The sequence below is a fragment of the Nonomuraea fuscirosea genome (assembly GCF_035917475.1).
Classification (GTDB): domain Bacteria; phylum Actinomycetota; class Actinomycetes; order Streptosporangiales; family Streptosporangiaceae; genus Nonomuraea; species Nonomuraea fuscirosea.
On the sequence record NZ_CP109074.1, the window covers coordinates 4,034,122 to 4,057,802 of the forward strand.

Genomic DNA, 23,681 nt, shown 5'->3' on the forward strand with positions numbered 1-23,681 from the left:
CCTCAGCACGATGGCTCAGCACGCGTGCTCAGCGAGCTCAGCACGCGTGCTCAGCGGGCGATCTCGACCTCAAGTCCCTTGTCCCGGAGCGCCGCCACGCACTCCGGGTCGGCCGACTCGCCCGTGATCAGCAGGTCGATGTCGCCGATCGCGCAGATCGGCGCCATCTCCACCACGCCCAGCTTGGACGCGTCCGCGACCAGGATCTTCCTGGCGGCGGCGCGCAACATGCGCTGCTTCATCTCCGCGTCGGGCAGGCTCACGTTGGTCACCCCGCCCACGGCGTCCACGCCGCCGCAGCCCAGGATGACGGTGTGGGCCCTGATGCCCTCCAGCAGCTTGCCGCCCAGCGGGTCGACCAGCGAGTGCTGCTGGCGGCGCAGGCTGCCGCCGGTCACCACGACCGAGATCCTGGGCAGCGCCGGCTCCAGCTCCAGCGCCGTGCGCAGCCCGTTGGTGAACACCGTCACCTCGGTCAGGTCGGAGCGCGCGACCAGCTCCCTGGCCACGTAGGAGGTGGTGGTGCCGGCTCCCATCAGCACGCTCTCGCCCGAGCCGACCAGCCGGGCGGCGATCTTCCCGATCAGCGACTTCTCCACCGCCGCCGTGCCCAGCGACAGTTCGAACGACGGCTCGACGTGCGGCGCCGGCCCGGCCGACACGGCGCCGCCGCGCACCCGGCGCACCCGGCCCTGCTCCTCCAGCGCGTCGAGGTCCGCGCGGACGGTCACGCTGGACACCCCGAACGCCTCGGCCAGCTCCGCGACCCTGGCGAACTCCTGCTCGGTGAGCAGCGCCAGCATGCGCTCGCGCCGCACCTCGGTCGGCATCGACTCCATCATGCACGGACCGCCGGCGGCAGCAGGTCGCCGTGCGCCTCGATCAGCTCGTCGCAGAGCCGCTCGATCGCGGGCAGCGGCAGCGTGGCCGCCGTGTTCGGGTCGAGCATCGCCGCGTGGTAGACGTGGCCGCGCTCGCCGTCGAGGGCGGCGCGCACGGTCAGCTCGACCACGTTGAGGAAGGTCCGGTTGAGCGCGGCCAGCTGCACGGGCAGGTCGCCCACGGCCCTGGGCCGTACCCCGCCCGCGCCCACGTCGGCCGGCACCTCCACACAGCTGCCCGCGGGCAGGTTGCCGATCAGGCCCCGGTTGGCCACGTTGACGTAGATCTCCTTCTCCTCGCCGGTCAGCATGGCCAGGATCGCCGCCGCGGCGGGCTCCTGGTGCTGCCAGCGGATCAGCAGCGGATGGCCGGCGGACAGGGCCCGCCGCGTCTCCTCGTACAGGTGCAGGCTCTTGCCGACGCGGCGCAGGTATTCCTCGACCGGCACGCCGAGCCGTGAGGTCTCGTCGGGGTGCCGCATGATCCAGGGCACGTACTCGGCGGCGTGCTCGCTCGACTGGGTGGGGAAGTAGCCGAAGGTGCGGTAGAGCTCGGCGCGTACGTGCCGCCGCAGCTGCGGATCGGCGTCGAGCACCGCGTCGAGCTCCGGGTAGAGCGAGCGCCCGCCCGCCTCGAAGCGCAGCACGAACGACTGGTGGTTGAGGCCCGCGCTGAGGAAGCTCACCTCGTCCTCGTCGCGGCCCACCAGGTCGGCCAGGTACGCGTGCGTGTCGCACACCGAGTGGCACAACCCGGCGAACCGCTCGAACCCGGTCGCCTCGTGCACCGCCCACCCGGTCATCGCCATCGGATCGCTGCAGCTCAGCAGCCAGGCGTCGGGGCACTCCTCGGCCATCTGCGCGGCCAGCTCGACCAGCACGGGGATCATCCGCAGGCCGCGGAAGACGCCCCCGATGCCGATCGTGTCGCCGATGGTCTGGCGCAGACCGTAGCGGTGGGGGATCTCGAAGTCGCGCAGCGTCGCCTCGAAGCCTCCGACGTCGAGGTGGGCGACGACGAACCCGGCGCCCTTGAGCGCCTGCCTGCGGTCGAACACACTGCGGATCTTCGCGTCCGCCCGCGCCTCGGCGTCGAGGGCCCGCACGAGCCGCTCGGTGGTCGCCAGCCGGCCGGGGTCGTCGTCGTGCAGCACGATTTCCAGCTCGCCGCGCAGCGAGGGGGCGAGCATCAGGGCGGAGGCGACGCGGCGCGTCAGCTCCACGTCACCGACCCCGATGAAGACGATCCGCGCCATTCCCGAAGTATGGCACGCCTAAACGCGCAGCAGCGGCGCCCAGGTCGCGGGCCCGACGAGACCGTCCTCGTCGATGCCCTCGGCCCGCTGGAAGCCGCGCACCAGCTCCACCAGCCCGTTGTCGCACTGCGTGGTCTTCAGCCAGCCCTCCAGGCCGTCCTGGATGCCGGCGTACGCCGTCGGCGGCACGTGCCCCCGGGCGAACAGGCACCCCCTCACGGTCTTGACGTCGTAGTTGTCGTCACCGAGCCGGATCAGCGGCAGTTCGCGCAAGATGTCCTCCGTCCAGGTAGGTCCGGGTGGTCCGGTCGGTCCGGGCGCGGGCGCGCCGTTCACGAGGGCGGCGACGGCCGCCCTGAAGTCGTTCATGTCGATGGAGTGGGGGTCGGGCTTGGCCGTGTTGACCTCCCGGTGCGCCTTGACCCGCGAGGCGGGCAGCCCGAACTCGCGGCACAGCTCGGCGCAGAGCTTGCGGTAGGCGTCCAGCTGCACGGCCGGCCACGGCTGGGAGCCGTCGTTCTCCGCCTCGATGCCGATCGAGCTGGAGTTGGTGTGCTGCGGCGAGGTCGAGGGGGCGTTGTGCCAGCAGCGCCCGGCCGCGATGACGTAGACGTGCCCCGACCTGCCGAGCCCGAAGTGCGACAGCGGCCCGTCGAGCCCGGGGCGGCCGTCGCGCACCACCGCGAGCGAGGGGTAGTCGCCGCCGGCGGCCGGTCCGGCGGTGTGATGGCAGACGATGCCCTTCACCTCCGGCTGCGGCCCGTGGCCGCGCGTCTTCCAGCCGCCCACCTCGGTCACGGGGTGCCCGGTGCGGCGGGCGACGTCGGCGAGCTGGGTCAGGAAGGGCATCGGGTACCTCCGTCATGTGTCTCGATGAGTCTCACAACCTTCGATCGACGATTGGTGGCCGCTCAGTCGCGGTATGTGATCACTGCTGGATGTGCTCGTGATCGTGACCTCGGCCCGCGGCGATCGCGGGCGGGTGCTTACAGATCATTAGCATGCCGTACCCGAGCGCAGCCGGAAAAGTCGTGAAGATTCCGGCGGAGCGCGGCCCGGAGCGCGGTCCCTGAGGTCTATCCCCGGGGGCAGTGCCCGGCCCGGCGGTGCGGCATCAGTGTGTGGTGGGAGCTGAAGGGGACGGGGCCCGATCTCAGCGTCCTTCGCACGATCCGATACCGAACGGACAGGGGGAGCGCCACCATGAGTCATCTCGACAGCCCGCGCATCACCTTCGCGGGCCGGTTCCTCAGCGACGTGCCGACCATGAACAACGACCCGTCCTCCTTCGGCACGGGCGGCGCGCCCGATCCGGGCTGGAACCCGTACGGCTGCGGCACGTTCGACCTGCTCGGCTGCGTGGTCGACGGCGGGGAGAGCGCGCCCGGCAGGCCGCTGACCAAGGACGACCCGGCCTTCGGTCTGGTCGTGGCCGCCACCCGCGACCGGGCCGCGGCCAAGCTCGCCGACCTCGACCCCGACTGGCAGTTCTCCACCGAGATCTGGGGGCTGACCGTCCGGCTCACCGGCTACGACGGCGAGACGCTGCTGTCCGGCCGCTACCGGCCCGCGGCCTTCCGCGACCTGTGGCCGCGCGTCCCCGATGACGGCTTCGGCGGGCTCGGCGCCTCGTGGATCTCCGTCCTGGAGGACGTCGAGTACGGGCCGGGCGCCGGTTCCGTCCCCGTGCTGGCCGCCCTGCGTGAGGCGTCGCCGCAGCGGCTGTCGATCGGGCTCAACGTGTACGGGATCGACGCCAGGCGCGGCGGCGTCACGTTCGCGACCGGCAGGCTCACCGGCTGCGTCGGGCCGTGGCGGGAGGGGGAGCCGACGTCGTTCGTCGCGGGACGCCGGCTCGACGCGGGCCTGCTGACCGAGGACGTCCCCATCGGCACGGCCGTGGCCGTCGTCACCGGCGACCGGCTCGTGCTCGACCTCGGCAACGCCTATCCGCTCGCCGACGTGACCGGGACCGTGCACCCCGAGGCGGCCGCGATCGGTGTCGCCGTGCTGCCCGGCGAGGACGTGCGGGCCGGCGATGTCCTCGCGCCCGGCGCCGGGCTCGACCTCGGCACGATCTCGCTGCTGCCGGAGCTCCCGCCCGCGGGCGTCGTCTCGCTCCCGCTCGCCCGCGACGCCGCCGAGGCGCTCGCCCGCCTTCCGCTCGCGCTGGTCACCGCCAGGCCCGACGGCAGCCGGCTCGTGGTCTCCAGGGAGATCGCGGACGGCCTGTACGTCAGGGCCGACGACTTCGTGCACCGCGTCGAGGCCGGCGCCCGCGCCACGGTCACCCTGCACGCGCGGCGCCGCGGCGCGCCCGCCGCCGGCCTGACGATCCACCTCGCCTCCGCCCAGGGCCCCGGCTCCGTGCTCACGGGACCCGCCACGGTCGAGACCGGTCCCGGCGGCACCGCCACGGTGCCCCTGGACGCCGCCGACCCGGGCAACCCGCGCGGCGCGCTGGACGGCATCGTCGAGCAGGTCGGCTACAGCCCGCGCGTCGCCGCGGACGGCACGCTCGACCTGGACGGCACCGGCCTCGACCCGCGCTTCGACGTGATCGTCGCCCACGTGCGCGACGCCCACGTCCCGCCCGCGGACGAGGACCTCGAACACGAGGTACGGCGGCTCCTCGCCCCGTACGCCCTGCACTATCCGATCATGGGCGAGCACCTGGTGAACCTCGGCGACCTGGAGGCGCTCAAGCCCTGGCGGGCCGCCATGCTGCTGGCGCTGTCGCGCGACATCACCGACCCCAACCACATGCCCGTCACCCGCGACCTGTCCGAGCCGAAGCGGGCCACGATCCTGCGCTGGCTGCGCGGGCTGCCCACCGGCCCCCGGGCCATGGCGCGCACCGTGCCGGGGCGGGCGGAGCGGGAGTCCGTCGCCAAGACGACGGCCGCGCACGAGAGCGCCGAGCGGATCAGGAGACGGCTCGACCGGGCCGCCGAAGGGAGCGACTGACCGATGCTGAAGATCGACCGCGCCGCCGTCGAGGAGCTGAGCAGGGCGCAGCAGCCCGCCGACCTCGTCCCGCGGGTCCAGGACGCCGTCCGGCTGGAGTTCGCCACCATCCCGCCGTACCTCACCGCCATGCTGTCGCTCAAGCCGGGCCGCAACCGCGACATCTGGTGGGCCGTGCACGACGTCGTCGTGGACGAGATGCTGCACCTGCTCATCGGGTGCAATCTGCTGAACGCCCTCGGCGCCAGGCCGGCGCTCGACGCCGCGGACTTCGTCCCCGACTATCCGGGGCCGCTGCCGCTCGGCATCGGCGAGGACCTCGTCGTCGGGCTCGAACCGTTCTCCCTCGGGCTCATGGAGTCGGTGTTCATGCGGATCGAGGAGCCGGAGAACCCGCTGACGTTCCGGCAGGCCGACGGGGCGGGCGCGCCGCCGGAGTTCGCCACGATCGGCGAGTTCTACCGCACGCTGTCCGACGCGCTGCTCGCCCTGCCCCAGGCCGTGCTGCCCGGTGACGTGCGGCGGCAGGTGGTCGCGCCCGCGTGGTTCGGCCCCGACCGGCTCTTCCCGATCACGACCACCAAGGACGCCGCCCGCGCCATCGGGCTCATCGTGGAGGAGGGCGAGGGCACGCCCGACTCGCCGGTCGACCCCGACGGCGACATCGCCCACTACTACCGTTTCGCCGCCATCGCCAAGGGCCGCCGCCTGGTGCGCGACCCGTCCGCCCCGGCCGGCTTCTCCTACAGCGGCGCCCCCTACCCCTTCGACGCCGACGGGGTGTGGCCGCTCACGCCGAACCAGCGGGCCGCCGACCTCGACCCGGAGAGCGAGGCGTGGCGGCGCGTGCACCAGTTCAGGGTGACGTTCACCCGGCTGCTCGACGGGCTGCAGCGCTGCGTGGACGGCGACCCCGGGCATCTCGACGCGGCGATGGGCGTCATGTTCGAGCTGAAGCTGGCCGGCCAGATGCTGGCCACCATGCCCGTGCCGGCCGCCGGCGTCCCCACCGGGCGGCACGCCGGGCCGGTGTTCACCCGCGCGCCCGTCAACCTGTAACGGAGTGCCCGGCCAGGGCGCTCTCGGGAGCTGTGCCGGGGGCGTCGTCGGGGCGCTGTCGTCCGTGGTCGTCGCCGGCGGCGCTGTCCGAGGCGTCGTCAGGAGGTTCAGGGGCGGACCGCGCCGACGAGGCGGTTGCGCCAGTAGTCGTCCAGCACGACGACCTTGACGACGTCCCCGGTCTGCGGCGCGTGCACCATCTTGCCGTCGCCCACGTACAGGCCCATGTGCCCGAGACCCCTGCTGAACAGCAGGTCGCCCGGCTGCGCCTGGCTCACCGGCACGCGCCGGGCGGCGCCCCAGCTCCACTGCGTGTACGTGGTGCGCGGCAGCCGCACCCCGGCCGCGCGCCAGGCCGCCTGGGCCAGACCCGAGCAGTCCCACGAGCCCGGCCCCGTGCCGCCGTACCGGTATGGCTTGCCGACCTGCGCGAACGCGAACTGCAGCGCCTGGCGGGCGTTGCCGGAGGCGGGTCCCGTGTAGGTGATGCCGGTGCTGCGCGGGTTGCCGGTGTTGAAGGCGCCCAGCCTGCGCAGCAGCTTCGTCTGCTCGCCGACGAGCTTGTCCACCTTCGACTTCTCGTCGCGTACGTCGTCGCGGGCGCTCTCCGCCTCGGCCAGCACACCCTTGGCCGCGTCGCGCCGCTTGCGCAGGTCCTCGGTCGCGCTGTGGAAGGCGCGCACCTTGGCCGCCCGGTCCAGCATGATCTGCTCCAGGGAGGCCATGCCGCCGAGCATCGCCTCCGGCCGGCCCTGGACCACGTACCGCTGCCAGCCGAGCGGGCCGCCCATCTGGTAGTCGTTGAGCGCCAGCTCGGCCACCTCGCCGCGCAGCGCCTCGGCCTGCGCCTGCTTGGCGCGCAGCTCGGTGTCCAGCTTCTCGTACTTCTTCCTGGCCTTGCCGTAGGTCTCCGTGGCCTGGTTGAAGCGCTCGACGAGCTGGTCGGCCTGCTCGTTCAGCTTCACCAGCTTGGCCCTGGCCTGGGCCGGCGTGGGATCGGCCAGCGCGGCGCCGGGCACGGCCATGGCGCCCGTCACCGCCACCGTGACAGCGGCCGTCACCGTCACGGTCATGACGCCCGCCATCCGTCCGAGCCCGGCCATCGTCACCGTCCCGCCTCCTCCGCGTCGCCTCGCCGTCGCCTCGTCATGGCTTCGTCAGGAGGTACGCAGTGCGCTCCGCCGATGTTCAGTCGCCGGGAGACGGATACCGGCGCCGGCCGCGAAATCGGCGCCGCCACCGCCCGCCACCTGGCCGCCGAGGGCGGGATCCTCGGGGCGGCGAGGATCCTCGGGACGGCGGGGATTTTCAGGACGGCGGGCACCTTCGGGACACCGGGGACCTTCAGGGCGCGGTGACCTTCAGGACGGTGCGGGGCCGGTGCTGTCGCGGACGAGCAGCCGGGGCTGGTAGCGCACGTTGTAGCCGCCGCTCTCGCCGTTCATCAGCGCCCAGAGCCGCTCCCACGCCTGCCGCCCCAGCTCGTTCGCCGGGATGGCCACCGTGGTCAGCGGCGGCGAGGTGTAGCGGGCGAACGCGATGTCGTCGAACCCGACCACCGACACCTCGCCGGGCACCTGAACGTCCAGCTCGCGCAGGCCGGTCAGCACGCCTGAGGCCACCATGTCGTTGAACCCCACGACCGCGCTGGCCCCGCACGCCACCACCGCCCCGGCGGCGGCGTGGCCGTGGTCGAACATCGACCCGCACGGCAGCACGGTCAGCTCCAGCCCGCGGGCGGCGCGCAGCGCGGCCAGCCGCTCGGCGTTGCCCGCGCTGGCCGGCGGTCCGGCGAGGTAGGCCACCCGGCGATGGCCGAGCGCGGTGAGGTGGGCCACGATCTCGCCGATGCCGGCCCGGTTGTCGATCGACAACGACGGCGCGCCCAGCCCGGCGACCTCCCGGTAGACCAGCACGAACGGCGCCAGCCGCTCGCTCAGCTCACGCAGCCGCGCGTCCGGCGCCCTGGGCGAGGCCAGCACGATCCCGTCGGCGTTGCGCCGCGCCTCCAGCGCCAGGACCACCTCCTCCTCGGGGTCCTCGTCCGACTCGACCACCAGCAACTGGCAGCCCGCCTTGCCGGCGGCCTGGCTGAGCCCGCGCAGCACGTTCTGGAAGAGCGGGTTGGACAGGTCGGGGACGACCAGCGCGACAGTGCCCGTGCGGCCGAGCGCGAGCCGGCGCGCGGCCGCGCTCGGCTCGTAGTCGAGCGCCGCGGCCGCGGCCCTGACCCGGGCGGCCAGCTCGGGGTGCACGCTCGGCGAGCCGTTCATGACCCGCGACACCGTGGCCCGCGAGACCCCCGCGGCCGCGGCGACACTGCTGATCGTGGCCGGCCCGGCCGGTCGCGGCCCGCGCCGCCCCGTCACACGCCCCGCCGTGGGCAGCGCCGCTTCCCGCTCATCGTCTCCGTCTCTGTCTTCGGGGCTCGCCCTCATCCGCTCTCCCCCACGCGCTCGGCCGTCGTCTCGCACGCATGACATCACACCGGCCCCCCGGCCGGGCGCCGACGCTGAGATACCGGTTTCTCACCAGGTATTACAACCGCTTGCCGAAAACAGCGCAAGTCCTGCGCCGATGCCCGTCCACGCAGGTCATCGCACGGCTGACCAAGCGTTGACACCCGATGTGGGCAATGTTAGAAACTGGTTACTCGCAGGCGCCTCACGGCTTGCGTCCCTGATGGTCCCCGGTCGCGTGCGGCTCAGCGCGACCGTGAAGGGTAATAGATGAGCGAACGTTTGCATCCCCCCGAAACCCCCGAAACCCCCGAAACCCCCGGAACCCCCGAGACGACCGTCTCGCCGACCAGCACCTCACCCGTCCGGACGCGGCTCAAGGCCCGGCGTCCGGACGGCCACAGAAAGATCAGCGGCCCGCCACGCGACCGGATCGGCTATCTGTTCCTCACGCCCTGGTTCATCGGCATGGCACTGTTCACCGTGGGGCCGATCCTGGCCTCGCTCTACCTGTCCTTCACCGAGTACACCCTGCTCAAGCCGCCGGAATGGCTCGGGCTGGACAACTACCGCGAGATGCTCGCCGACCCGCGGCTGCACAAGTCGCTGCTGGTCACGTTCGTCTACGTGTTCGTGTCGGTGCCCATCCAGCTCGTGCTGGCGCTGGCCCTGGCGCTCCTGCTCAACCGCGGCGTGCGCGGGCTGAGCTTCTACCGGTCGGTCTACTACCTGCCCTCGCTGCTGGCGGGCAGCGTGTCGATCGCCATCCTGTGGCGGCAGATCTTCGGCAAGGACGGCCTGGTCAACCAGGTGCTGGCGCTGTTCGGCACGGAGGGCGTCAGCTGGGTGTCGCATCCGGACTTCGCCCTCGGCACGCTCGTGCTGCTCAACGCCTGGACGTTCGGCGCGCCCATGGTCATCTTCCTGGCCGGGCTGCGCCAGATCCCCACCTCGTACTACGAGGCGGCCCAGGTGGACGGCGCGGGCACGGTGACGAGGTTCTTCCACATCACGCTGCCGATGCTCACCCCGATCATCTTCTTCAACCTCGTCCTGCAGCTCATCGGCGCCTTCCAGAGCTTCACGCAGGCGTTCGTCGTCAGCGGCGGGCGCGGCGGGCCGTCGGACTCGACCCTGCTCTACACGCTCTACCTGTACGAACGCGGCTTCGGCTCCTTCGACATGGGCTACGCCTCCGCGATGGCGTGGTTCCTGCTGGCCATCATCGCCGTGCTGACCGGAATCAACTTCCTCTTCGCCAGGCGGTGGGTGTTCTATGGCGGCTGAACCCAAGGCCTCCGGCGGACGCTCGCGCCGCCTATCGAAGCACGCGCTGCTCATCGGCTTCGGCCTGGTGATGCTCTATCCGCTGCTGTGGATGGTGTCCAGCTCGGTCAAGCCCAGCGAGACCATCTTCCGCGACCCCTCCATCTGGCCGACCAGCTTCGACCTGGGCAACTACACCGACGGCTGGACGGCGCTGGAGCACCCGTTCCACTTCTACCTGCTGAACTCGGCCGTGATCGCCCTGCTGGCCGTGGCCGGCAACCTGATCTCGTGCTCGCTGGCCGCCTACGCCTTCGCGCGGCTGAACTTCCGGGGCAGGAACGTCTTCTTCGCCATGATGCTGGCGACGCTGATGCTGCCCATCCACGTGCTCATCGTCCCCCAGTACGTGCTGTTCTCCCAGCTCGACTGGATCAACACGAACCTGCCGCTGGTCGTGCCGAAGTTCCTGGCGCACGACGCGTTCTTCATCTTCCTGATGGTGCAGTTCATCCGCGGCCTGCCCAGGGAGCTGGACGAGGCGGCCCGCATCGACGGCTGCGGGCACTTCAGGATCTACTGGCGGATCATCATGCCGCTGTCGGTGCCGGCGCTGGCCACCTCGGCGCTGTTCACCTTCATCTGGACCTGGAACGACTTCTTCAGCCAGCTCATCTTCCTGACCGACCCCGAGCTGTGGACCATGCCCGTGGCGCTGCGCTCGTTCATGGACGGGCAGGGCGAGACGGCCTGGGGCCAGCTGTTCGCCATGTCCATCGTGGGCCTGGCGCCGATCTTCGGGTTCTTCCTGGCCGGGCAGCGCTACCTGACGCAGGGCATCTCCACGACCGGCTTCCGCTGAGCCACGCCCACCCACCCGCGTCACCCCCCCCGTGTCACCACGTACCAACAGAAGGAGAAGGCCATGCCGAGAAGAACCAGTGGCCTGGCGGCGCTCTGTCTCACCGGCGTCCTGCTCGCGGTCTCCGCGTGCGGCGGCGGCTCGTCCGGCGGCTCGGACGGAGGCGCGGTCGAACTGCGCTTCGGCTGGTGGGGCAACAACGACAGGGCGGCCGCCACCCAGAAGGTCATCGAGGCCTTCCAGGCCAAGAACCCCGGCATCAAGGTCAAGGGCGGCTACACCGACTTCAACTCCTACTTCGACCGGCTGGCCACCGAGGTGGCGGGCGGGCGCGCACCCGACGTCATCACGCTCGGCGGCGCCTACCCGCGCGAGTACGGCGACCGCGGCGCCCTGCTCGACCTGGCCAAGACCGGGCTGAAGACCGACAAGATCGGCGCCGCCGCGCTGGACAACGGCAAGTTCGGCGGCGTCCAGTACGGCGTGCCGACCGGCGTCAACGCCATCTCCCTCATCGTCAACGAGTCCGTGTTCGAGAAGGCGGGCGTGGACCTGCCCGAGGAGGACACCTGGACCTGGGACGACTTCAAGCGCATCGCCAAGGAGCTGGCCCAGAAGCTGCCGAAGGGCACGTTCGCGCTGGCCGACCCGACCAGGACCGACATGCTGGACGTGTACTCGCGCCAGCGCGGCGAGGCGCTCTACACCGCCGACGGCAAGGTCGGCATCGGCGAGAAGACGCTGGTGGACTGGTGGACGATGACGCTGGAGCTGATGAACGCCGGGGCGACCCCGCCGGCCTCGCAGACGGCCGAGCTGATCACCCAGCCCGCGCCCGAGCAGTCGCTGATGGGCCGCGGCCAGGCGGCGATGCAGTTCGACTGGAGCAACCAGCTCAGCGCCCTCAGCAAGGCCGCCGGGCAGCCGCTGCGGCTGATGCGGGTGCCCGGCGAGAGCGGCGCCACGCAGCCCGGCATGTGGCTGCAGGCCTCGCAGATCTACAGCATCAACGCCAAGAGCGAGCATCCGCAGGAGGCCGCCAAGTTCGTCGACTTCCTGGTCAACAGCCCCGACGCGGGCAAGATCATCCTGGCTGACCGGGGCATCCCGGCCAACTCCGACGTCCGCACGGCCATCCAGGACGTGCTCGGCGAGCCGGAGAAGGCGCAGGCCACCTTCATCGACGCGCTCACGCCGAAGGCCGGGCCGCCGCTGGTGATCGGGCCCGCCGGATCCACCGACACGCCGAAGATCCTCGACCGGGTCAACGCCGAGGTGCTGTTCGCCCGCCAGCAGCCCGCCGCCGCGGCGACGGACTTCGTCCAGCAGGTCGGGACGGCGATCAAGCAGTGATCGACCGCCGCGCGCTCGCCGCACGGCACGCCGTCGAGGTGACCCGGATCCTGCCCGAGTCACCTCTGTCGGTGGGCAACGGGGAGCTCTGCTTCACCGCTGACCTCACCGGGCTGCAGACGTTCCCCGGCTCCTACCCGGTCGAGGACCGCACCGGTACGGCGCCGGGGACGCTGCTGGCCACCATGGCGTCGTGGGGCTGGCACAGCATGCCCGGCTCGTACCGGCTGGCGGACACGACCCGCGTGTACGGGACGGCCCGGGGGCCTGTCCCGTACGTCGACATGCGCGGCGACCTGAGCGGCGACGGCGAGAACCCCGCCTCGGCCGCCGAGTCGTGGCTGCGCGCCAACCCGCACCGGCTCGACCTCGGCCGGTTCGGGCTGACCTCGGCCGGCGGAGCGCCCTTCACCCCCGGGGACGTGAGCGGCGCCCGCCAGCGCCTCGACCTGTGGACCGGCACGCTGACCAGCCGCTACCTGCTGCGCGGCGCGCCCTTCCACGTCGTCACCGTCTGCCATCCCGACCGGGACGTGATCAGCGTGCGGCTGGAGTCGCCCGCGCTGGGGGAGACGGGGGTGCGGCTGGCGTTCCCGTACGGGTCCGAGGCGTGGGGGAACGCGGCCGACTGGACCAGGCCGGGGGAGCACACCTCCCGCCTGCTCGCCCGCGCCGGCGGCGGCACGGTGCTGCGGCGGCTCGACGGCACCGCGTACCAGGTGAGCGTGCGGATGACGGGCAGTGGCGAGGTGACCGTGGCCGGCGCCCACGAGTTCCTGATCACCTTCCGCGAGCCGGTCGCCGAGCTGACGTTCGCCTTCCTGCCAGGCGACGCCGGGGCGGAACAGCCGGTTCACCTGGGGGCGGAATCGCCGGGCTACGCGGTGGCGGAACTCCCGGGTCACGACGAGGTCACCGAGGCCGCCGCGCGGCACTGGCCCCGTTTCTGGAGCACGGGCGGAGCGGTGGACCTGTCCGGCAGCCGCGACGAGCGCGCCCCGGAGCTGGAGCGGCGGATCGTCCTGTCGCAATACCTCACGGCGATCCACTGCGCCGGCTCCTCACCGCCCGCCGAGACCGGGCTGATCGCCAACAGCTGGCGTGGCCGTTTCCACCTGGAGATGCACTGGTGGCACGCGGCGCACTTCCCGCTGTGGGGACGCCCTGAGCTGCTGGAACGCAGCCTGTCCTGGTACGCCGACATCCTGCCCCGCGCCCGCGGGACCGCCCGCGCGCAGGGCTGCCCCGGAGCCCGCTGGCCCAAGCAGACCGGCCCCGACGGGCGGGAGAGCCCGAGCCCGATCGGGCCGTTCCTGGTGTGGCAGCAGCCCCACCCGATCTACCTGGCCGAGCTGGTGCGCCGCGCCGCCGGCACCCGCCGGGCGCTGTCCCGCTACGGCGACCTCGTGCTCGACACCGCCGCCTTCATGGCCGCCTTCGCCGTCAAGGGACCTCAGGGGTACGGGCTGGGGCCGCCGCTGGTGCCGGCCCAGGAGTCGTACGCGGACGTGCGCGCCGAGGCGGCGAATCCGACGTTCGAGCTGGCCTACTGGTCGTGGGCGCTGCGGGTGGCGCAGCGCTGGCGGCTGCTGCTGGGCCTGCCGCCCGAGCCGCGCTGGGCCGAGGTGGCCGAGGGGATGGCCCGGCCGCTCGTGCGCGACGGGGTGTACGCGGCCATGGACGCGCCGCCGTACACGGTGCGCGACGACCACCCCTCCATGCTGTACGCGCTCGGCGTCGTCCCCCCGACGCACCTCGTCGACAACGCCACCATGCGCCGCACCCTCGACGACGTGCTCGCCCGCTGGAACTGGGAGAGCACCTGGGGCTGGGACTACCCCGCCATCGCCATGACCGCCACCCGGCTGGGCGAGCCTGACCTGGCCGTCGAGGCGCTGCTGCGGCCCGAGACGAAGAACACGTACCTGCCCAACGGCCACAACCGGCAGAGCGCCACGCTCCCCGTCTACCTGCCGGGCAACGGCGGGCTGCTGACGGCCGTCGCGCTCATGGCCAGAGGCTGGGACGGCGGCCCGCCCACGCCGGGCTTCCCCGGCACGTGGACGGTCCACCACGAGGGCCTGTCCCCGCTACCCTGAACCGGCCGACCGGCTCAGTCCACCGGCGAGGGCGGCGGGGAGCCCAGGGCGGCCACCTCGTCCCAGAAGCCGTCCGGCACGACCGTGTCGGCCAGCGCCCCCAGTTGCTCCAGCCGCGCCACCGACGTCACCCCCACCACCGTCGAATGGACCCGCGGCTCGGCCAGCGAGAAGTGCAGCGCGGCGGCGGCCAGGCCGATGCCCCACCGCTCCGCCAGCTCCCGCAGCCGCTCCACGTGCTGCCCGAACTCGGGCGAGATCGGCCGGTAGCCGTACCGGCCGGCCCGGCGCGGGGAGCCCGACAGGATGCCGCCGCCGAACGGCGCGGCGTTGAAGACCGTCATGTTCCGCTCCGTGGCCAGGTCGAGGATGTCCTCCCCCCGCCGGTCCACCAGCGTGTAGCGGTTGTGGGTGAGGACCGCGTCGAACGCGTCCGTACGGATGTAGTCCTGCACCAGCGTGCCGCCCGCCGCCGCGATGCCGATCTCGCCGACGAGCCCCTGCTCGCGCAGCGACACCAGCGCCGGCACCGCGCCGCCGGGCGCCATCGCCTCCGACAGCGTGATCGTGAACGGGTCGTGCAGGTGGTAGACCGGCAGCCGCTCGACGCCCAGCCGGGTGATCGTCTCCTCGAACGAGCGCATCACCCGGTCACCGTCGAACACGCCCGTGTCCGGGTCGCGGTCCGCCTTCGTGAAGATCGTCACCCCGGCGCCGCCGGCGTTCGCGAGCGCCTGCCCGATCAGCGTCTCGCTGCGGCCGCCCGCGTACTCGTTGGAGGTGTCGAGCTGGCGGAAGCGGCCGGACATGAGCGCGTCCGCCAGCTTCTCGCCGTCCGGCTCGCGGCCGAGCGCCGACAGGCCGACGGTCACCGCCTCCAGCGGGCCTGACATTCCGGGTACGCGTCGCTCGTGCTGCTCTGGCACCGTGGCCTGCCTCTCCTTTTTCGCCTCTTCGTCCCGATCATCCCACGGCATCCCGCGACAGCCGGATCAGAGCCGGAACTGCTGCCTGCTGCTCCGGCTGCGCCACTCCACCGTCATCACCGTCGCGTCGTCCTGGAGCCGCCCATGCTGGTGCTCCAGGATCTCCTGGATCAGCCGCCGCATCGTCTCGGGAGCCGCGAGCCCGTCCGCCTCCCGCCGGACCACGAACTGGATGAACCGCTTCAGCCCGAACAGTTCCCCGGCCGGGCTCTGCGCCTCGATGACGCCGTCGGTGTAGAACAGCAGCCGGTCACCCGGCTGCAACTGGTACCGCAGCAGGCCCGTCGAGGGGGTCAGGCCGAAGCCCATCGGCGGGTCGGGCACGCTGTCCAGCGTCGTCACCAGGCGACCCTCCCGCAGCACAAGCGGCGGGTGGTGACCCCGGTTGACCCAGGTGAGCGCTCCGGTTCGCAGGTCCAGCCGGGCCAGGATCCCCGTGACGAACCGCCCGGTGAACTGCTCCTTGACGGCCGCGTCGACCGCCTCGGCGACCTCCGGCAGGGCCAGCCCCTGACGGCGATGGGTGCGGGAGGCGCCCATGGCGATGGAGGCGGTCAGCCCGGCGGCGGTGTCGTGCCCCATGGCGTCGAAGATCGACAGATGCAGGTGGCGGCCGTCCACGGCGTAGTCGAACGCGTCGCCGCCCATCTCGTACGCGGGCTCCAGCGCCGCGCTCACCACCACGTCACCGTTGGCGAACGTGCCGGGGGGCAGCAGGTTCCACAGCACCTCGGCCGACAGGGTCAGCGGGCGGGCGCGTACCAGCCGGGCGTAGGAGTCGCTGTGCAGGCGCTTGCTGATCACCAGCAGCGCCACCAGCGAGGCCAGAGCTTTGGCCCGCTCCTCGACCGGCTCCGTGTAGCCGGGGACGGTGATGCCCATCACGCCGACCCGTTCGGCGCCGTCGAGCAACGGCACCCACAACCGCGGCCGGCCCTCCGGGTCCGCCGGGGTGGCGGGGGAGCGGCCGCGGACGATCTCCACCAAGCGGAAGGCGCGGCCCGGCAGGGTGCCGTCGATCCGGATCGGCTTGGGCGGCTCGTCGTCCTGGTCCTGTCTGCCCGGCAGGCGGATGAGCTGCAACTGCTGCAGATCGGTCAGGTAGATGTCCGTCTCGGACAGGCCGAGCGGCCGCGCGTGCTCCTCGACGGCGGACGGCAGCTCCTCCATCCCGTTGAGGTGCATGAACTCCAGCAGGCCGCTGAGGGCGCGCTCACCTTCGTCCCGCACATCCGCTCCCTTCCCGGCTCCTGCCCTGACGGCTCCCTACCCACCGAGCCGCCCCCGGGATCACGAACGCACCGAACGCCGGGGAACGCCGGACATCGCCGCGCCGTGCAGCGCCGGGAGGGGCAGCCATGGGACGGCGGTAGAGCGCCGGTCGGGACAGCCCCGGAGCGGCGGCGACGCGCCGAGCGGAGTTCGTTCCTAAGCGGGCGGGTCGTCGAAGCGGCGGGCGAGCAGTTCCCGCGCGGCCTTGAAGCCGGCCACCACGTCCGCGGCCGTGCGCTCCCGCCGTACCAAACCCACCGCCTGGCCCGCGTAGACGTACGCGCCGTCGAAGTCGCCCTTCGCCCGTGCGGCCTCCAGTTCGGCCCGCGCGGCCTCGTCGGCGGCCAGCGCCTCCTCCCGCCCGTCCCACCGGTCGAAGAACGCGTTGCGCAGCGCCCGCCCCCCGAACTCCGGCGGCCAGGCCAGCCGCTGCGCGACGTCGAAGACCCGGCCGTAGGCGGTGCCCGTCTCCTCCGTGGCCAGAACGCGCTCCCTGGCCGCCCCGGACAGCGTCGTCTCGGCGCACCCCAGGAACGCCGTGCCCACCCAGGCGCCCTCCGCGCCCGCGGCCAGCACGGCGGCCAGCCCGCGGGCCGTCGCGATGCCGCCGGCGGCCAGCACCGGGACGCTCACCGCGTCCAGCACGCCCTGCAGCAGCGGCAGTGTGGCCACCTCGTCCCTGCCGTGGCCGCCGCCTTCTCCGCCGCGCGCCACGATCACGTCCACCCCGGCCCGCTCGGCCTCCAGTGCCTCCCGCGTGGTGCCCGCCTGCGTGGCCACGGTGATCCCGGCCGCACGCAGCGGCTCCACGTAACGCGCGAAGTCCCCGTAGCTCACCGACACCAGGGCGGGTCGCGCCTCCAGCACCGCGTCCAGCTGGCCGGGCCGCTCCTCCAGCGCCCAGGCCATCAGCCCGATCCCATACGGCCGGCCGCTCGCGGCGGCGACGGCGGCCTGCTCGGCGATCCACGGGGCCGACGCGGTGGCCGGCGCCCCGAACATGCCGAGCCCGCCCGCCGCCGACACGGCAGCCGCCAGCCGCCCGTCACTCACTCCCGCCATCGGCGCCCCGACCAGCGGCACCTCCAGCCCGAATCGCTCGGTCAGCCAGGTACGCAACATCGGCCCCTCCCGCTCGCCCACCGGCAACGCGCGCCAGCGTATCCCGTCCGATCCGGAGCCCCGCGCACGGGCCGCCGCCGGCCGGGGCGTCGCCGATGAGGCCGATCATCCGCTCCAGGGACCCGGGCAGGTCGCCGGGGTCGCGGCTTCTTCGACCGGCGCCTGAGAGGCGGCGGCTCCGTACTGCCGGGACTCACGCTTGAAGCCGGGACGGTCAGCCGGCGGGGAGGGAGAGGCGGGTGGCGACGGCGGAGACCGCGTCCAGGATCCGGTCCACCTGCGCGCCGGTGTGGGCGGCGGTGACGCTCAGCCGGATCAGTGCCCGGCCCTCGGGCACCCCCGGCGGCAGCATGGCGTTGGCCAGCACCCCCTCCTCCAGCAACCCCGACCAGAACCGGCAGCACGTCATGGCGTCGCCCACCCGCAGCGACACGGTCGGGGTGCCCCCGGGCGGGACGGCGAAGCCGAGCGCGGCCAGCCCTGAGCGGAGCCGTTCGGCCGCGGAGAGCACGGCCAGGCGGCGCTCCGGCTCCGTGCGGACCACGTCGAGCGCGGCCAGCGCCGCCGCCGTGCAGGCCGGCGGCAGGGAGGCCGAGAACAGCGCGGCCCGCGCGCTGTGCCGCAGGTAGGCGATGACGTGACCGGGCCCGGCGACCGCCCCGCCGAGCGTGCCGAAGCATTTGGAGAACGTCAGCGTCTGCACGTCCACCGCCGGCTGCAGCCCGAAGTGCTCGGCGGCGCCCCGCCCGCCCGGCCCCAGCAGCCCGAGGTCGTGCGCGCTGTCGAGCACGATCCGCGCCCCGTGGCGCTCGGCCAGCTTGACGATGCCGGGCAGGTCGCACAGATCGCCCCCGACCGAGAACATGCCCTCGGTGAGCACGAGCACCCCGGCCGCCGGATCGGCCTCCGCCAGCAGGCGCTCCAGCTGGTCCAGGTCGTTGTGCCGGTAGCGGCGCAGCGGAGCCAGGCCGAGGCGGGCGGCGTCGATGAGCGAGGCGTGGATGTCGCGGTCGGCCAGCAGCAGGTCACGCGGCCCGAACAGGGCGCTGAGCGCGAGGTTGGCCTGGTAGCCGGTGGAGACCACCATCACCGCCTCGTGGCCGAGGAACGCCGCCAGCTCCTCCTCCAGCCGCTGGTGCAGGGCCAGCGTGCCGTTGAGCGCGCGCGAGCCGGAGTTGCCCGCGCCCAGCCGGCGCAGCGCCCGCGCGCCCGCCTCCTTCAACCGGGGGTCGCCGGACAGCGCCAGGTAGTCGTTGGAGCCGGCCATCAGCACGCGACGGCCGCCCACCACGGCCTCCCCGCCGCCCGGCCGTTCCTCCACCGGCACGTAGAAGGGGTAGACGCCCGGCGCGATGAGCGCCTCGATCTCGCCGGGCAGCCGGCACTTGCTGAACGGGTCCGTCACGGCACTCACTTTCCGCCTTGTCCGGAGCGGTCCGGCGACTCGCTCCGCGTCAGGCGATCGTAGCTGACAGTGTCGAAGCGTAAGAGTAGAGTAACCGGCCAGGTCCGGGGGAAGCGCCTCGTGCTTCGCGGTGCCCAGGTCCGGGGGAAGTGCTCCGTGCCGTGCGGCGCCCGGGTCCGCCGCGTCGCCGGCCCGATGCCCGACCAAGCGCCCGACCAGCACCTGACCGGGCGACAGCCGAGAGCCGACAAGGACGTGAGCATGACCGAGGACGAGATCTTCCACCAGCTGCGCGCCATCTGCGCCAGGATCCTCTCGGTGGATCCGGCGCGGATCGCCCCCGACACCGACCTGCGCGAGGAGCTGGACGCCGACAGCCTCGACATGGCCGAGCTGGCCGCGGCGAGCGAGGACCGCTTCCAGCTCGTCGTGGACCTCGACACCGCCAAGCAGGCCCGCACCCTGGCCGACGTGGCCTCCCTGGTCCGCGCCGGGGCCCAGGCCGGCTGATGGCGGAACGGGTCCGCGTCGCCGTCACCGGCCTGGGCGTGCGCACACCGGGCGGCAACGACCTGCGGACGTTCTGGGACACCCTGATCGCCGGGCGCTCCACCGCGCGCACCATCACCTCCTTCGACGCCTCGTCCCTGCCGGTCGGCTTCGCCTGCCAGGTCCCCGGCTTCGACACCGGCCCCTACGTGACGGGCAAGCAGGCGCGCCGCATGGACCGGGCGACGCTGCTGGCCGTGTGCGCGGCCGACGACGCGCTCGCCGACGCCGGGCTGATCGATCCGAGCGGCATGAGCGGCCTGGGCGGCGCGTGGGTGCCGCCCGAGCGGCGGGCGGTCGTGACGGGCACCGCGCTCGGCGGCAACGAGACCGCCGAGGCCACCCTGCTCGGCGCCGCGTACGCCGCGCCGCCCAGCCCGCAGCCCAGCCCGCCCGGGGCCGGTGCGCAGCCGAGCGCGCTCTACGTCCCGAGGATCATGCCGAACGCCTCCGCCGCGTTCGTCAGCATGCGTCACCAGATCCTCGGCCCCAGCCTGACCGTCTCCACCGCCTGCGCCTCCGGCGGCCACACGATCGGGGAGGGCCTGCGCCTGCTCCGCGACGGCTCGGCCGACCTGGTCGTGGCCGGCGGCACGGAGGCGTGCGTGTCGCCCACGATCCTGCTCGCCTTCCACCGCTGCGGCGCGCTGTCGCAGCGGGTGAACGAGCCGGAGTGCGCCTCGCGGCCGTTCGACGCCGCCCGCGACGGGTTCGTGCTGGCCGAGGGCGCGGCGTTCGTCGTACTCGAACGGCTGGAGGACGCCGAACGGCGCGGCGCCCGTGTCTACGCCGAACTGTCCGGGTACGGCCGCACCTCCGACGCCCACCACCTGACCACTCCCGACCCCAAGGGCGAGGGCGCCGAGCGGTGCGTCCGGCAGGCGCTGGCCGACGCGGGCCTGCGCTCCGGCGACGTCGCCTGCGTCAACGCCCACGGCAGCGGCACCCCGCTCAACGACATCACCGAGGCCCAGGTCATCGCCCGGCTGTGCGGGCCAGGACAGGTGCCCGTCACCTCCACCAAGAGCATCCTCGGCCACGCGATCGGCGCGGCCGGGGCGATCGAGGCCGTGGTCAGCGTGCTGACGCTGCACGAACGCCTCATCCATCCCACGATCAACCTCGACGTCCAGGACCCCGAGTGCGAGATCGACGTGGTACGCCGGCCGCGCCCGCTCGGTCCGGGAGCCGTCGTGTCCAACTCGTTCGCCTTCGGGGGCCATAATGCGAGCCTCGTCTTCACCTCCGCACGCCCCTAGCGGGCCGGCCACGGCGGCCGTGCCCGTGCGGGGCCGCCGCGAGCTGCGGGAGTTCATCGAGCTCCCGTACCGGCTGCACGGCCGCGATCCGGCCTTCGTGCCGCCGCTGCGGGAGGACTGCCGGCGCCTGCTCGACCGGCGGCGCAACCCGTTCTTCGAGTACGGCGACGTCGAGCTGTTCACCGTGCGCAGGGGCGGCCGGGTGGCCGGGCGCGTCGCCGCCGTGCACAACCCGCGGCACAACGAGCTCCGCGCCGCCCGCGACGGGTTCTTCGGGCAGTTCACCTGCGCCGACGACCCGTCGGTGGCGCGCGAACTGCTGGACGCGGCGGCGTCGTGGCTGCGCGGGCGCGGGCTGCGCACCATGCTGGGGCCCGTCGGGTTCACCACCAACGACGAGTGCGGGGTGCTGGTGGACGGGTTCGGCCGGCCGCCGAGCGTGATGATGCCGTACAACCCGGCCTACTACCCGCCGCTGCTGGAGTCCTGCGGGCTGAGCAAGGCCAAGGACCTGTGGACGTGGGAGGAGACGGCCGGCGGGCTGCCGATGGAGCGGCTGCTGCGCGTGGCGCGGCTGGCCGAGCGGCGTCACCAGGTCACCGTGCGGCCCCTCGACCTGGGCTCCGGCTACGACGCCGACATGAGGGTGGTGCAGGAGGTCTTCGAACGGGCCTGGCAGGGCAACTGGGGCTTCACGCCGATGACCGGCGCCGAGTTCGCCGACGTCACCGGGCGGCTGAAGGCGCACCTCGATCCCGCGATCGTGCAGCTCGCGGAGGTGGCCGGGGAACCCGCCGGGGTCGCCCTCGCCCTGCCCGACCTCAACCAGGCCCTGACCGCCGCGCGCGGCCGCCTGACCCGTTTCGGCCTGCCGATCGGGATGCTGCGCCTGGTCCGGGCGGTGCGCCGGATCGACCGGGTCAGGGGCGTGCTGTTCGGCGTCCTGCCGCACGCGCGCGGGCGCGGCGTCGAGACCGTGCTGTTCGCCAGGGGCCAGGAGGCCATCGCGGCGCGCGGTTACACCGGCGGCACGGAGTACGGCTGGACACTGGAGGACAACCAGGCCGTCAACGGCTACCTGCGCCGACTCGGCTGCGCCCGCGCCAGGACGTACCGCATCTACGGCCGCGAGCTGTGAAGCCGACGGCGATCGCATGGCCGGGGCGTCGGTGGCCTTCTTCGGGCGGGACGCGACCCTGCACTCGCGGAACACACGGGCCCGGTGACGCGCCGGGTCGACAGCAGCGATGCCCCTCCTCGCCGGCAGCCGTCCGACTTCACTGGAAGCATCGGCTCCTCATCCTGCAGACCGCCGACCACCGACTCGGCACCGCCACCGCGACACATCTCTTCCCCCGCGGCGCCGCTCGCCCTCAACGGGAAGGGGACCCATGACAGAGAAGGTCATCAAGCCAGGTTCCCGCGGAAGCATGCGACCGGAGGAATCGCCGGAGGCGGCCGCCCTCCGCGAGGCGCGGGAGGAGACGGGTTTCACCCAGTTCAAGATCGTCCGGAAGTCGCCAGAGGGCATCAGAGGTCGCTGCGGGCGGCCGTGAGGAAGCGGGCGACCAGGGGATCATGGTCGTCGCGGCGCCAGGCCACCGCGACGGTGGTGCGGGCGTCGTTCGGACTGATCCGGCGGTAGGCGACCCCGTTCAGGCGGATCCGGCGGATGCTCGCCGGGGCGAGCGACACGCCCAGCCCGGCCTCGACGAGCGCGCACACCGTCTGCCACTCGACGGCCTCCTGGCCGAGGCGGGGCTCGAAGCCCGCGCTGCGGCACAGGCCGAGGATCCGGTCGTGGAACCTCGGCCCGGCATCGCGGGGCAGCAGCACGAACGGCTCGTCCGCGAGCTCCTCGACCGGGACGACGCGCCGGGCCGCGAGCGGATGGGCGACCGGCAGGACCGCGATGAACTCCTCGGCCAGGATCGCCTCGGCGACCAGCCCCGGCTCGTCCGGCGGCTCGCGCAGCAGCCCGACGTCGATCACGTGCTCGTGCAGCGCCGTCACCTGCGGCGCCGAGGTCATCTCGCGGATCTCCATCCGCACCTGCGGGTACCGGTCCCGGTAGGTACGCAGTAAGCCCGGCAGGACGGTCAGCGCGAGCGACGCGGCGAAGCCGACCCGGATGAGCCCCGCCTCACCGCTGCCCGCGCGCCGGGCCGTGTCCAGACCGGCCGCGACCTCGCCGAGCGCGCGCCGGGCGGCGGGCAGGAGCTGCCGGCCCGCCGCCGTGAGGGCGACCGCGCCCGGCCCCCGGGTGAACAGCGGATGCCCGACCTTCGCCTCCAGCCGGCGGATCTGCTGGCTGAGCGGCGGTTGCGCGATGCCCAGCCGCTCGGCCGCGCGCCCGAAGTGAAGCTCCTCGGACAGGACCGTGAAGGCGTGCAACTGCTGAAGGTTGAGCTCGGGACGGTCCATACGCTTAGAGATATCAGATGATGATGGGGACCGTCTTGGACATATCACTCCTGGTCTTCTACGTTGTGGCCCTATGACAGAGCGACGCGCGATCTTGAGTGGGTCCACCTTCGAGGAGGAGATCGGCTACGCCCGGGCGGTGATCGACGGCGACCGGGTGCACGTGTCCGGGACGACCGGCTTCGACTACACGACCATGACGATCTCCGGCGACGTGGCCGAACAAGCCGAGCAGGCGTTGCGCAACGTCGAAGCGGCCCTGGCCGAGGCGGGCTGCTCGTTCGCCGACGTCGTCCGGGTCAGATACCTGCTGCCCGACCGCGAGGACTTCCCGCCGTGCTGGCCGGCCCTGCGCCGCCGCTTCGGCGACGTCCGCCCGGCCGCGACCATGCTCGTGTGCGGCCTGTCGGACCCCCGGATGAAGTTCGAGATCGAGGTGGACGCACGACGGCCCGCGTGACG

General features: G+C 73.0%; 21 protein-coding genes. 11 read left to right on the forward strand and 10 right to left on the reverse strand.

Annotated features, from left to right (window positions below; translation table 11 throughout):
- Positions 1–50: 50 nt before the first annotated feature.
- Genes OIE67_RS18255 through OIE67_RS18265 form a run of 3 tightly spaced genes read right to left on the reverse strand, consistent with a single transcriptional unit; the run spans position 51 to position 2,986 of the window.
- A complete protein-coding gene (locus OIE67_RS18255; RefSeq protein WP_326641867.1) occupies positions 51–830 on the reverse strand; it encodes a DeoR/GlpR family DNA-binding transcription regulator in 780 nt (259 codons plus the stop codon).
- A gap of 8 nt (positions 831–838) precedes the next feature.
- Positions 839–2,137, reverse strand: coding sequence for a family 4 glycosyl hydrolase (locus OIE67_RS18260; protein WP_106239257.1), 1,299 nt, complete (start codon positions 2,135–2,137; stop codon positions 839–841).
- A gap of 18 nt (positions 2,138–2,155) precedes the next feature.
- Positions 2,156–2,986 (reverse strand): peptidoglycan recognition protein family protein, encoded by an 831-nt coding sequence (locus OIE67_RS18265; protein ID WP_326641871.1) that lies wholly within the window; start codon positions 2,984–2,986, stop codon positions 2,156–2,158.
- Between the two features lie 354 nt (positions 2,987–3,340).
- Between OIE67_RS18265 and OIE67_RS18270 the strand changes: the two genes are divergently transcribed.
- Complete coding sequence (locus OIE67_RS18270; protein ID WP_326641873.1) at positions 3,341–5,104, forward strand: hypothetical protein; 1,764 nt, start codon at positions 3,341–3,343, stop codon at positions 5,102–5,104.
- 3 nt (positions 5,105–5,107) lie between these two features.
- Positions 5,108–6,163 (forward strand): ferritin-like domain-containing protein, encoded by a 1,056-nt coding sequence (locus OIE67_RS18275; protein WP_326641874.1) that lies wholly within the window; start codon positions 5,108–5,110, stop codon positions 6,161–6,163.
- A 107-nt stretch (positions 6,164–6,270) separates the two neighbouring features.
- Here the strand turns inward: OIE67_RS18275 and OIE67_RS18280 are convergent, their stop codons facing one another.
- Complete coding sequence (locus OIE67_RS18280) at positions 6,271–7,266, reverse strand: C40 family peptidase (RefSeq protein WP_326645384.1); 996 nt, start codon at positions 7,264–7,266, stop codon at positions 6,271–6,273.
- Positions 7,267–7,524: 258 nt separating this feature from the next.
- The gene (locus OIE67_RS18285; RefSeq protein WP_326641876.1) at positions 7,525–8,601 is read right to left on the reverse strand and encodes a LacI family DNA-binding transcriptional regulator; all 1,077 of its coding nucleotides are present in this window, start codon (positions 8,599–8,601) and stop codon (positions 7,525–7,527) included.
- A gap of 291 nt (positions 8,602–8,892) precedes the next feature.
- Between OIE67_RS18285 and OIE67_RS18290 the strand changes: the two genes are divergently transcribed.
- From OIE67_RS18290 to OIE67_RS18305, 4 genes are all read left to right on the forward strand, one after another.
- On the forward strand, positions 8,893–9,909 hold the full coding sequence (locus tag OIE67_RS18290; RefSeq protein ID WP_407674863.1) for a carbohydrate ABC transporter permease: 1,017 nt from the start codon (positions 8,893–8,895) through the stop codon (positions 9,907–9,909).
- A complete protein-coding gene (locus OIE67_RS18295; RefSeq protein WP_326641878.1) occupies positions 9,899–10,750 on the forward strand; it encodes a carbohydrate ABC transporter permease in 852 nt (283 codons plus the stop codon). Before OIE67_RS18290 ends, OIE67_RS18295 begins: the two co-directional genes overlap by 11 nt.
- A 63-nt stretch (positions 10,751–10,813) precedes the next feature.
- Positions 10,814–12,103 (forward strand): ABC transporter substrate-binding protein, encoded by a 1,290-nt coding sequence (locus OIE67_RS18300; protein WP_326641880.1) that lies wholly within the window; start codon positions 10,814–10,816, stop codon positions 12,101–12,103.
- Positions 12,100–14,202 (forward strand): glycoside hydrolase family 95 protein, encoded by a 2,103-nt coding sequence (locus OIE67_RS18305; RefSeq protein WP_326641882.1) that lies wholly within the window; start codon positions 12,100–12,102, stop codon positions 14,200–14,202. The genes OIE67_RS18300 and OIE67_RS18305 overlap by 4 nt, the downstream gene beginning before the upstream one ends.
- 14 nt (positions 14,203–14,216) lie before the next feature.
- On the opposite strand, the gene OIE67_RS18310 is transcribed toward OIE67_RS18305, so the two are convergent.
- From OIE67_RS18310 to OIE67_RS18325, 4 genes are all read right to left on the reverse strand, one after another.
- Positions 14,217–15,128 carry an aldo/keto reductase gene (locus OIE67_RS18310; protein WP_326641884.1) on the reverse strand — a complete coding sequence of 304 codons (912 nt, stop codon included), beginning with the start codon at positions 15,126–15,128 and terminating at the stop codon, positions 14,217–14,219.
- A 66-nt stretch (positions 15,129–15,194) separates the two neighbouring features.
- Positions 15,195–16,418 (reverse strand): PP2C family protein-serine/threonine phosphatase, encoded by a 1,224-nt coding sequence (locus tag OIE67_RS18315; RefSeq protein WP_326641885.1) that lies wholly within the window; start codon positions 16,416–16,418, stop codon positions 15,195–15,197.
- 198 nt (positions 16,419–16,616) lie between these two features.
- Positions 16,617–17,603: an NAD(P)H-dependent flavin oxidoreductase gene (locus OIE67_RS18320; RefSeq protein ID WP_326645387.1), complete on the reverse strand. Its 987-nt coding sequence runs from the start codon at positions 17,601–17,603 to the stop codon at positions 16,617–16,619.
- Between the two features lie 193 nt (positions 17,604–17,796).
- On the reverse strand, positions 17,797–18,987 hold the full coding sequence (locus OIE67_RS18325) for an aminotransferase class I/II-fold pyridoxal phosphate-dependent enzyme (protein ID WP_326641886.1): 1,191 nt from the start codon (positions 18,985–18,987) through the stop codon (positions 17,797–17,799).
- Positions 18,988–19,248: 261 nt separating this feature from the next.
- Between OIE67_RS18325 and OIE67_RS18330 the strand changes: the two genes are divergently transcribed.
- The 4 genes from OIE67_RS18330 (at position 19,249) to OIE67_RS18345 (ending at position 22,351) form a co-directional block, all read left to right on the forward strand.
- Positions 19,249–19,497, forward strand: a complete 249-nt coding sequence (locus tag OIE67_RS18330) for an acyl carrier protein (RefSeq protein ID WP_326641887.1) — start codon at positions 19,249–19,251, stop codon at positions 19,495–19,497.
- A complete protein-coding gene (locus tag OIE67_RS18335; protein WP_326641888.1) occupies positions 19,497–20,795 on the forward strand; it encodes a beta-ketoacyl-[acyl-carrier-protein] synthase family protein in 1,299 nt (432 codons plus the stop codon). The genes OIE67_RS18330 and OIE67_RS18335 overlap by 1 nt, the downstream gene beginning before the upstream one ends.
- 19 nt (positions 20,796–20,814) lie before the next feature.
- Complete coding sequence (locus tag OIE67_RS18340; RefSeq protein WP_326641889.1) at positions 20,815–21,933, forward strand: hypothetical protein; 1,119 nt, start codon at positions 20,815–20,817, stop codon at positions 21,931–21,933.
- Between the two features lie 292 nt (positions 21,934–22,225).
- Positions 22,226–22,351: an NUDIX domain-containing protein gene (locus tag OIE67_RS18345; RefSeq protein WP_326641890.1), complete on the forward strand. Its 126-nt coding sequence runs from the start codon at positions 22,226–22,228 to the stop codon at positions 22,349–22,351.
- On the opposite strand, the gene OIE67_RS18350 is transcribed toward OIE67_RS18345, so the two are convergent.
- A complete protein-coding gene (locus OIE67_RS18350; protein WP_326641892.1) occupies positions 22,326–23,219 on the reverse strand; it encodes a LysR family transcriptional regulator in 894 nt (297 codons plus the stop codon). The genes OIE67_RS18345 and OIE67_RS18350 overlap by 26 nt on opposite strands.
- Before the next feature lie 73 nt (positions 23,220–23,292).
- On the opposite strand from OIE67_RS18350, the gene OIE67_RS18355 reads away from it, so the two are divergent.
- Positions 23,293–23,679 (forward strand): RidA family protein, encoded by a 387-nt coding sequence (locus OIE67_RS18355; RefSeq protein WP_326641894.1) that lies wholly within the window; start codon positions 23,293–23,295, stop codon positions 23,677–23,679.
- The last annotated feature ends 2 nt before the right edge of the window (positions 23,680–23,681 follow it).

Bases quoted from the DNA above. Each gene is read 5' to 3' on its own strand.
- OIE67_RS18350 (WP_326641892.1), bottom strand. From the start codon at position 23,219: ATGGACCGTCCCGAGCTCAACCTTCAGCAGTTGCACGCCTTCACGGTC.
- OIE67_RS18285 (WP_326641876.1), bottom strand. From the start codon at position 8,601: ATGAGGGCGAGCCCCGAAGACAGAGACGGAGACGATGAGCGGGAAGCG.
- OIE67_RS18355 (WP_326641894.1), top strand. From the start codon at position 23,293: ATGACAGAGCGACGCGCGATCTTGAGTGGGTCCACCTTCGAGGAGGAG.
- OIE67_RS18280 (WP_326645384.1), bottom strand. From the start codon at position 7,266: ATGGCCGGGCTCGGACGGATGGCGGGCGTCATGACCGTGACGGTGACG.
- OIE67_RS18290 (WP_407674863.1), top strand. From the start codon at position 8,893: ATGAGCGAACGTTTGCATCCCCCCGAAACCCCCGAAACCCCCGAAACC.
- OIE67_RS18330 (WP_326641887.1), top strand. From the start codon at position 19,249: ATGACCGAGGACGAGATCTTCCACCAGCTGCGCGCCATCTGCGCCAGG.
- OIE67_RS18275 (WP_326641874.1), top strand. From the start codon at position 5,108: ATGCTGAAGATCGACCGCGCCGCCGTCGAGGAGCTGAGCAGGGCGCAG.
- OIE67_RS18255 (WP_326641867.1), bottom strand. From the start codon at position 830: ATGCCGACCGAGGTGCGGCGCGAGCGCATGCTGGCGCTGCTCACCGAG.
- OIE67_RS18260 (WP_106239257.1), bottom strand. From the start codon at position 2,137: ATGGCGCGGATCGTCTTCATCGGGGTCGGTGACGTGGAGCTGACGCGC.
- OIE67_RS18265 (WP_326641871.1), bottom strand. From the start codon at position 2,986: ATGCCCTTCCTGACCCAGCTCGCCGACGTCGCCCGCCGCACCGGGCAC.
- OIE67_RS18335 (WP_326641888.1), top strand. From the start codon at position 19,497: ATGGCGGAACGGGTCCGCGTCGCCGTCACCGGCCTGGGCGTGCGCACA.
- OIE67_RS18300 (WP_326641880.1), top strand. From the start codon at position 10,814: ATGCCGAGAAGAACCAGTGGCCTGGCGGCGCTCTGTCTCACCGGCGTC.
- OIE67_RS18270 (WP_326641873.1), top strand. From the start codon at position 3,341: ATGAGTCATCTCGACAGCCCGCGCATCACCTTCGCGGGCCGGTTCCTC.
- OIE67_RS18295 (WP_326641878.1), top strand. From the start codon at position 9,899: ATGGCGGCTGAACCCAAGGCCTCCGGCGGACGCTCGCGCCGCCTATCG.
- OIE67_RS18345 (WP_326641890.1), top strand. From the start codon at position 22,226: ATGCGACCGGAGGAATCGCCGGAGGCGGCCGCCCTCCGCGAGGCGCGG.